The sequence below is a fragment of the Streptomyces sindenensis genome (assembly GCF_014649035.1).
Classification (GTDB): Bacteria; Actinomycetota; Actinomycetes; order Streptomycetales; family Streptomycetaceae; genus Streptomyces; species Streptomyces sindenensis.
This window is the reverse complement of record NZ_BMSG01000004.1, coordinates 329,933-337,734: the sequence shown is the minus strand read 5'-3', so window position 1 is coordinate 337,734 and position 7,802 is coordinate 329,933. Positions and strand designations below refer to the sequence as shown.

General features: G+C 69.0%; 2 protein-coding genes. One reads left to right on the top strand and one right to left on the bottom strand.

The features are described from left to right. Positions 1-612: 612 nt before the first annotated feature. A complete protein-coding gene (locus IE145_RS08270; RefSeq protein ID WP_229825410.1) occupies positions 613-4,236 on the bottom strand; it encodes an amino acid adenylation domain-containing protein in 3,624 nt (1,207 codons plus the stop codon). Between the two features lie 495 nt (positions 4,237-4,731). On the opposite strand from IE145_RS08270, the gene IE145_RS08265 reads away from it, so the two are divergent. After that, entirely contained in the window at positions 4,732-7,734 is a 3,003-nt protein-coding gene (locus IE145_RS08265) for a 3-keto-alpha-glucoside-1,2-lyase-like domain-containing protein (RefSeq protein WP_189520224.1), read from the top strand. The last annotated feature ends 68 nt before the right edge of the window (positions 7,735-7,802 follow it).

The window sequence follows — 7,802 nt, the reverse complement described above, 5'->3', positions numbered from 1 at the left end:
CGACGCACCATGACCAGGATCATCTCTCACCACCCGATCCCCTTTGAAGACGACCCCTAGGCACTCTCGCGGACGCCCTCCCCACCCTGACCGACGCCTTCGGTGTGACTCCCGACCTCGTCCCTTCGGCCTTCGCAGCCCGCGACTACCTTCACGCCTGGTCCACCATCACCCCCTGGCACTGGGACAGCGACCCGTTGCCTTCGTGATCCGAACCGGAGATTCGTCAGCTGCCTCGTCTAGGTTCCGGCCGGCGGATCATGCGTCCTTCCGACCGGTCGCTCGTTGGTTCGGGCGCGGGTCGGGGGGATCTGACGAACCGCGAGTGGTCGTTACTGGAGCCGCATCTGCCACCCGGATCGACCGGTCGATGGTCGGCATCGAATCGACGTCCTGCGGGGCCCACCAGCACGGGGCCGGCGCCCGCAAAGCCCGCAGGGCGGCAGGCCCAGTGGAAGCACAGCCGGAATCACAGACCGCGGCCCTGGCGACCGCTTTGGCGAAGAGGGGGGGCCGGGCGGCCGTGAGGTACCTCCCCTCGGGCCGGCCCGGGGGGAGGCTGAGACAGCGTGCTCGCACAGGCCGCCCCGCCGGGGGACCACGCCTCTTTCCTCACGCGCCGCTCGTTGAACCCTGCCACTCACTGAGCCGTCCGATCAGCCAGACGAACGGCTGTGTACGGCCCGCGAGCACACATGTGCCCCCGATCACGCTCTCCAGCAGGCTCTCCACGTTCCGCGAGCACAGCGCGGCTGCTGCCTCATCGTCCATCAGGCGAAGGGAACAGGCAGGCGTCAGTCCGGTGCTGTCAGGTTCCCGGGTGACCCCGTACTCGTTGATCCGGACCACAAGATCCTCTTCCTCTCCCGGCCGCACGATCGTGACCGCGAGATGTGGCGCCGGAGCGGGAAGCCCGGGCAGGACCGATTCCAGGTGGGCCGTCAACGCATCGGCCCAGCCCGCCACGTCACCTGATGCGGAATTGCCGTTCCTCTCCCCTCGCGCGTCGGTATCACCGTGTGGCACGGGAGCTGCCGCCGCTTCCGCCTCGGCATCGATCAACGCCCGGAGCGTCTCGTCGACGTCCGCTCGGGTGTGGGACGCCGAACAGATGAACCTCAGGCGGCCTCGCCCCCGTTCGACAATCGGGTAGGTCACGGCAGCGGCATGGACGCCCCGGCGGAAAAGACCCCGCGCCACCTCACGCAGCTTCTCGCCGTCGGAGAAGAAGGGGGTGATGATCAGCCCGTCCCCCGTACCGAGTTCGAAACCGGCGTCCGAGAAGCGCCGGCGCATGTAGTGCGCGGTGTCCCACAGCCTGGCCCGCAGCGCGTCGCCCGTGGCAACCCTGCGCAGGGCAGCCAGGGCCGCGGCCACATCGGCCGGTGAAATGTTCGCCTGGAAGACGTACGACCTCGCCGACGCCCTCAGCAGGGCAACGTGCTCCTCCCGGGCAGCGACCACACCGCCGATGCTCCCGAGAGCCTTGCTCAGAGTCGTGAGGACGAAGTCGACTTCACCGGTGACGCCTTCCGCGGCGCACAGTCCGGCGCCCCGCGCTCCGTAGAGCCCGAACGAGTGGGCCTCGTCCACGAGAACGAGCGCACCGGCCTCCTTCGCGGCGGACACGATCTCCCGCAGCGGCGCCGCACCCTCGCCCATGCTGTACACGCTCTCGAGGACCACCAGCGTCGTGCGGTAGGGCGAGGACTCCTCTTTGAGAACCGCCCGCAGGCCGGCCACGTCGTTGTGCCGGAAAGTCCGCACCCGCGCACCGCTCAGGCGAGCCCCGTCCACCAGCGAGGCGTGGCAGAGCTGGTCCATGACCACGACGTCCTGTTCGCCGACGACCCCGGCGACGGCTCCGAGGCTCGCGGTGAACCCCGTCGGGAACAAACAGGCAGCCGGTTTCCCCACCATGGCGGCGAATTCGCGCTCGAAGTCCGTGTGGAGGCCGGTCTGGCCCGAGCCCGCCGCTGATATCCCCATCCCGGTACCGAACCGGCTCAGCGCCCTGCGTGCCTCCTCGACGACCTCCTCGTCGCGGTTGAGTCCGAGGTAGAGGTTCGTGGTCCAGATCAGCGCCTCGCGCTCCTCGCCCGTCACCGGGTCGGCGACCAGACCCCGCTCGGCGCTCCCGGTACGGACGATCTTTCCGTACGGGTCCAGTCCCGAGCGCGCCAGGAGATCCCGGAAGTGCTGTACGAGTACGCCTCGGTCGGTCGCCGACCAGGCCGGTACCCCTGCGGCAAAGGCCGGAGGGTGCCCGGATCGGAGCTGGTCCTGGAACACATCGAGCCGGTCCGCACCCCCAGCACTCCCGGCACCCCGTGCGCCCTGCACGCCCCCGGGCACCTCGTCGCCCGGCCCACAGTCCAGCAACCCCAGCAGCCCCTCCACCACCTCCTCGCAAGACATCTGCTCCACCAGCACCGACGAAGGCACCTCAACAGCCAGCCCCCGCGACAGACGCACCCTCAGCTCCGCCATGTCCAGCGAATCAAACCCCACCCCCGCCAACGGCTCATCCGGCCGGACCGCACCGGGGCCCGAAACACCGACAAGCACCGCCACCTCTTCCAGCACCATCCTCAGCAGCACCGGACGCCGCTGCCCCCACGGCAAGCGCAACAAGGCCGGACCGGTCCGCGAGACAGCCGGGCCATCCGAACCGGTCTCCTCCTCGGCGGCCCTCTCCTCACCGAGGCGCGCAGGGGCCGGAAGCCGAAGCCGGTCCACCTTGCCGTTCGGCAGTTTCGGCAACTCCTCCAACACCATCACATGGTGCGGAACCATGTACCCCGGCAGACGACCGGCCACCCCGGAGCGAACAGCCGAAACCGACACCGCCCCCTCCCGACACACCACATACGCCACGAGCACACTCTTGCCCTCGCCCGCGGCAGCGACCACCGCAGCCTCCGCCACCCCCGGCAACGAGCCGACCACAGCCTCGATCTCGTCAAGCTCGACCCGATGCCCCCGAACCTTCACCTGCCGGTCCACACGGCCAAGGAACTCCAACTCCCCCGACGCCGTCCACCGGCACAGATCACCAGTCCGGTAGACCCGCCCCTCCACAACCGCACCACCCAAACCAGGCACGGGAAAACCCTCCCGGGTCCGCATATCATCATGAAGATATCCCCTGGCCAACTGATCGCCCGCAAGGGCCAACTCCCCCACCGCCCCTCCCGATACCGGCCGCAGGGACTCGTCCAGCACGTACGCCCGCACGTGCGGGACCGGGCTGCCGATGGTGATCGGCCCGCTGCCCACTTCCGCGGCGGTGACGAACACGGTGGCCTCGGTCGGGCCGTAGACGTTCACGATGCGCGGCGCACTGGGGTCAGCTCGCAACCTCTCCACCAGAGAACGGGACAGGACCTCACCGCCCAGCACCGCACACCGCAATCCGCCGGGCAGCGGTCCGGCCGCGAGCAGCGCCTTCATCGCGGACGGCACCGTGATGGCCGTGCGCACGCGGTGCGCTGCGGGCAACTCGCGCAGAGCGAGGGCGTTCTCGGCCAGGATCACCGTGCCGCCGAGGACCAGCGTCCCCAGAATCTCCATCACCGAGGGGTCGAAGCAGACCGAGGCCGCCGCCAGAACGCCCGCCAGCTCCTCGTCTTTCAGGAGCCAGCGCATCGAGGCTGCCATCGCCACCACACTGCGGTGCTCCACGGCCACGCCCTTGGGTTTCCCGGTCGATCCCGAGGTGTAGATGACGTACGCGAGATCACCGTGCGAGCAGTCCGTCGGCGACACCGTCCGCGATGCCGCCGGGCGGTCCGGGACCGCGTCGAGGCGTACGCGATCGGGAGCCGCCGAGCACAACGCCTCCGTACCGGCGTCGACCACCACCGAGTCCGCCCGGGAGTGCTCGATCATGTAACGCACCCGTTCGGCCGGGTAGGCGGGATCCATGGGCACATAGGCACAGCCCGCCCGCAGCACTCCCAGCAACGTCGCGACAAGCTCCCACGTCCGCCCCAGACACACACCGACGAGCGCGCCCGGTGCCACGCCTCGGGCCGCCAGCTCCGCGGCTATCGCCTCCGCCCGGGCCCTCAACCGCTCGTAGTCGATGTCGGCCGCCCCGTCCACCACAGCGGTCCGGCTCCCCCGGCGCGCCACCTGGGCCTCGAACAGCCCCCAGACGGTCTCTTCCGGTCCGCCGTCCGCAACGGGTGTGGCCGCGTTCCCGCAGGCGGCCTCGTGTTCAGCGTGACGCATCTTCTGCTCCCAACACATAGTGACGGTGATACCCAGTCGAGCAACTTGGGCGGCATGGAGTGAGAACTCTGAAGTTCTTGCCGGGTGATGTGCGGGCTCGATGAACGAGTCCTCAGTCCCGGACCCCCTCGCGACAGTCCCGGACCCCCTCGCAACGCATTCTCCGGACTCTCGACCAGGTCCCCCATGTTCCGCCGGTCCAGTCCCCTTCAGTCACCCTTCAGCACTGATGAGACGTCAGATGCTGTGCCAACAAAGGGGTTTGGCTACTTTGCACCAACACCCGCGAACTTTGAACACTGTGGTGACGAAGTATGGACGCCGCCGGTAGAAGCCTCCTACTGTTCTCGGCGCAGCCACCGGAACCCCAGCCCCCTTGTCCTGTCCGGACGGCGCGCTGCCGCACACGTACGAGCCGAACGTTCACCCCCGGGCGCCGGGTGGCCCCACCCACCGCCGCGACGCGCCCCTCGCCGCGAGGGGCCAGGAGGAAGAATGCATCCACGGCCGCTCCACCGTTGCCGCAGACACCTCACCGGTCTGCTGGTCTCTGCCTTTCTCGTCGGCGCGTTCGCCGCCTCGCCGGCCTCCGCCGCTCCGGCACCGAGGCCGCACGACGAACTCCCGCCTCAGGAACCGGGGGTCACCCTGCGGGTCTTCGATGTGCAGGTGCCCCTCGACAAGATGTGCGACATCAAGACCGGGCAGACCCCGAACGTCGACAAGTTGATGCCCGGCATCGACTGGAGTTCGCCGGACGACTTCGGCGTCGACGATCACTTCCTCTCCGAGGTCATCGCCAACCTGACCGTTCCCGAGGACGGGACGTACGACTTCCGCCTGATCAGCGACGACGGCTCGCGGCTGCGGATCGACGACTCCACGGTCATCGATCACGACGGGCTGCACGGCGCGGAGCCCAAGGACGGATCGGCCGAACTGACCACCGGGCACCACGCATTGCGCATCGATCACTTCGATCGCACCGGTGGCCAGCAGGTCACCCTCGAATGGAAGCCGCCGGGCGCCGCCGACTTCGCCGTCGTGCCGGGCTCCGTACTCAGCACCGACGCCGACGTCGTACGGGTGACGGCACCGGGCCGCAAGGAGTGCGAAGGCGCCTTCGACTCCCCCGGCGACGGGCTGCCCCTGACCGGGACGCACCCGGACTACGCGCTCACCGATCTGCGCCCGGCGGGCTTCGAGCCGCAGGTCACCGCGATGGACTGGCTGCCCGACGGGCGGCTCGCCATCACCACCTGGGGTGGTACCGACAACACCACCGGCGAGGTCTATCTCCTCGACAACGTCCAGGGCGAGACCGATGCGGGAAAGGTGAGCGCCAAGAAGGTCGCCGACGGGCTCAAGGAGCCCATGGGCATCAAGGCCGTCGACGGCAAGCTGTACGTCTCCCAGAAGCACGAACTCACCGAGCTCACCGACTCCGACGGCGACGATGTGGCCGATGAGCGGCGGACGGTGGCGACGTGGCCGTACGGCGGGAATTTCCATGAGTTCGCCTTCGGGCTGCTCTACCGGGACGGGTACTTCTATCTGAACCTGTCCGTGGCGATCGATCTGGGCGGGGCGACCACCGATCCGCAGCCGGCGCCGAACCGGGGTTCGACCATCAAGGTGGACAAGGAGACCGGCGAGGTCGACTACATCGCCGGTGGTCTGCGGACGCCCAACGGCATCGGCTGGGGTCCCGGGGGCGACATGTTCGTCCTCGACAACCAGGGCGGCTGGCTGCCCTCTTCGAAGCTGCTCCACATCAAGCAGGACCGCTTCTTCAACCATTACACCAACCCCTCCGGCCCCTTCGACGACAAGCCAGTCGCCAAGCCGGTGCTGTGGCTGCCGCAGAACGAGATAGCCAACTCGCCCAGCACTCCTCTGCAGTTGACCGAGGGGCGGTTCGCCGGGCAGATGCTGTTCGGGGACGTGACGTACGGCGGCATCCAGCGCGCGTACCTGGAGAAGGTCGACGGGGAGTACCAGGGGGCGGTGTTCCGCTTCACGCAGGGTCTCGAAGCCGGCGTCAACCGGATCAGCATGGGCCCGGACGGTGCGATCTACGCCGGCGGCCTGGGCGCGGGCGGCAACTGGGGGCAGGAGGGCAAGCTGACCTACGGGCTCCAGAAGCTGTCCCCCAGCGGTGACAAGGCCTTCGACATCCTGGCCATGCGGGCGAAGCCGGGCGGTTTTGAACTGGAGTACACCGAGCCGCTCTCCGAGGAGACCGCGGCGAAGCTCGCCGAGAGCTACCGGGTCGAGCAGTGGACGTACGCCCCGACGCCCGCGTACGGAGGTCCGAAGATCGACGAGGAGGCCCTCGGGGTCAGTGGGGCCGCTCTGTCCGAGGATCGCAGGAAGGTGACGCTGACCATTCCCGGGCTCAAGGCGAACCGGGTCGTCCATGTCCGCTCGCCGCGCCCCTTCGCCTCCGCCGGCGGCGCTGAGCTGTGGAGCACGGAAGCCTGGTACACCCTCAACGCCCTGCCCGGCGACCAGCCGCCCGCCACCCAGTACGAGGCGGAGGAGGCCACCCTCACCGGAGGCGCGGGCTTCGACACCGAGCACGCGGGGTACTCGGGCGGCGGCTTCGTCGACAACTTCGGCCAGGAAGGGGCGGCGGTCACCTTCGATGTGGAGGCAGGCGAGGCGGGAACGTACGACGTGGGTCTGCGCTACTCCAACGGGCCCAACCCTGCGCCCGGGACGAAGACGGTGAGCGTCCACGTCAACGGTGAGAAGGTGCGCCAGACCAAGCTGCTCTCCACCATCGACTGGAAGACCTGGTCGACCGGGACCGAACAGCTGGAGCTGCGCGAGGGCCGCAACACGATCACCTACTCCTACGACAGCGGCGACACGGGGCACGTCAACCTGGACATGATCGCCGTCCATCCGAAGGGTGCCCGCGTCCAGCTCTTCGACGGCACCGGCAAGGCGGCCTGGCAGCACCCGGACGGACGAACGCCCGAGTGGCCGGTGAGCGGCGGGGCGATGGAGGTCGCCGGTGGTGACCTGCGGACCAAGCAGGGTTTCCAGGACTTCCGCGCGCATGTGGAGTTCTGGCTGCCGAACCTTCCGCCGGACGTCACCGGCCAGGACCGCGCCAACAGCGGTGTCTACCTCCAGGAACGCTACGAGGTGCAGATCCTCGACTCGTACGGTGACACCACGCTCGCGGACAACGAGGCGGGGGCGATCTACACCAAGAAGGCGCCGGACGTGAACGCGGCCACGGCTGCGGAGACCTGGCAGACGTACGACATCACCTTCCGCGCCGCCCGTTACGACGCTTCGGGCAACAAGGCGCAGGACGCCCGGGTCACGGTCGTGTGGAACGGCGTCACCGTCCACGACGACGTCGCCGTCGACGGACCCACCGGCGGCGGTGCGGCCGAGGGCCCGACGGCCGGTGCGCTCAGGCTCCAGGACCACGGCAGCAAGGTCCGCTACCGGAATGTGTGGGTCGAGCCCCTCACCTGAACCCGCCCGCGTCCTACCGGCCCCCACCGGACTCCGGCCAAGGTCGAGGTCCGGTGGGGGTCGTCGCT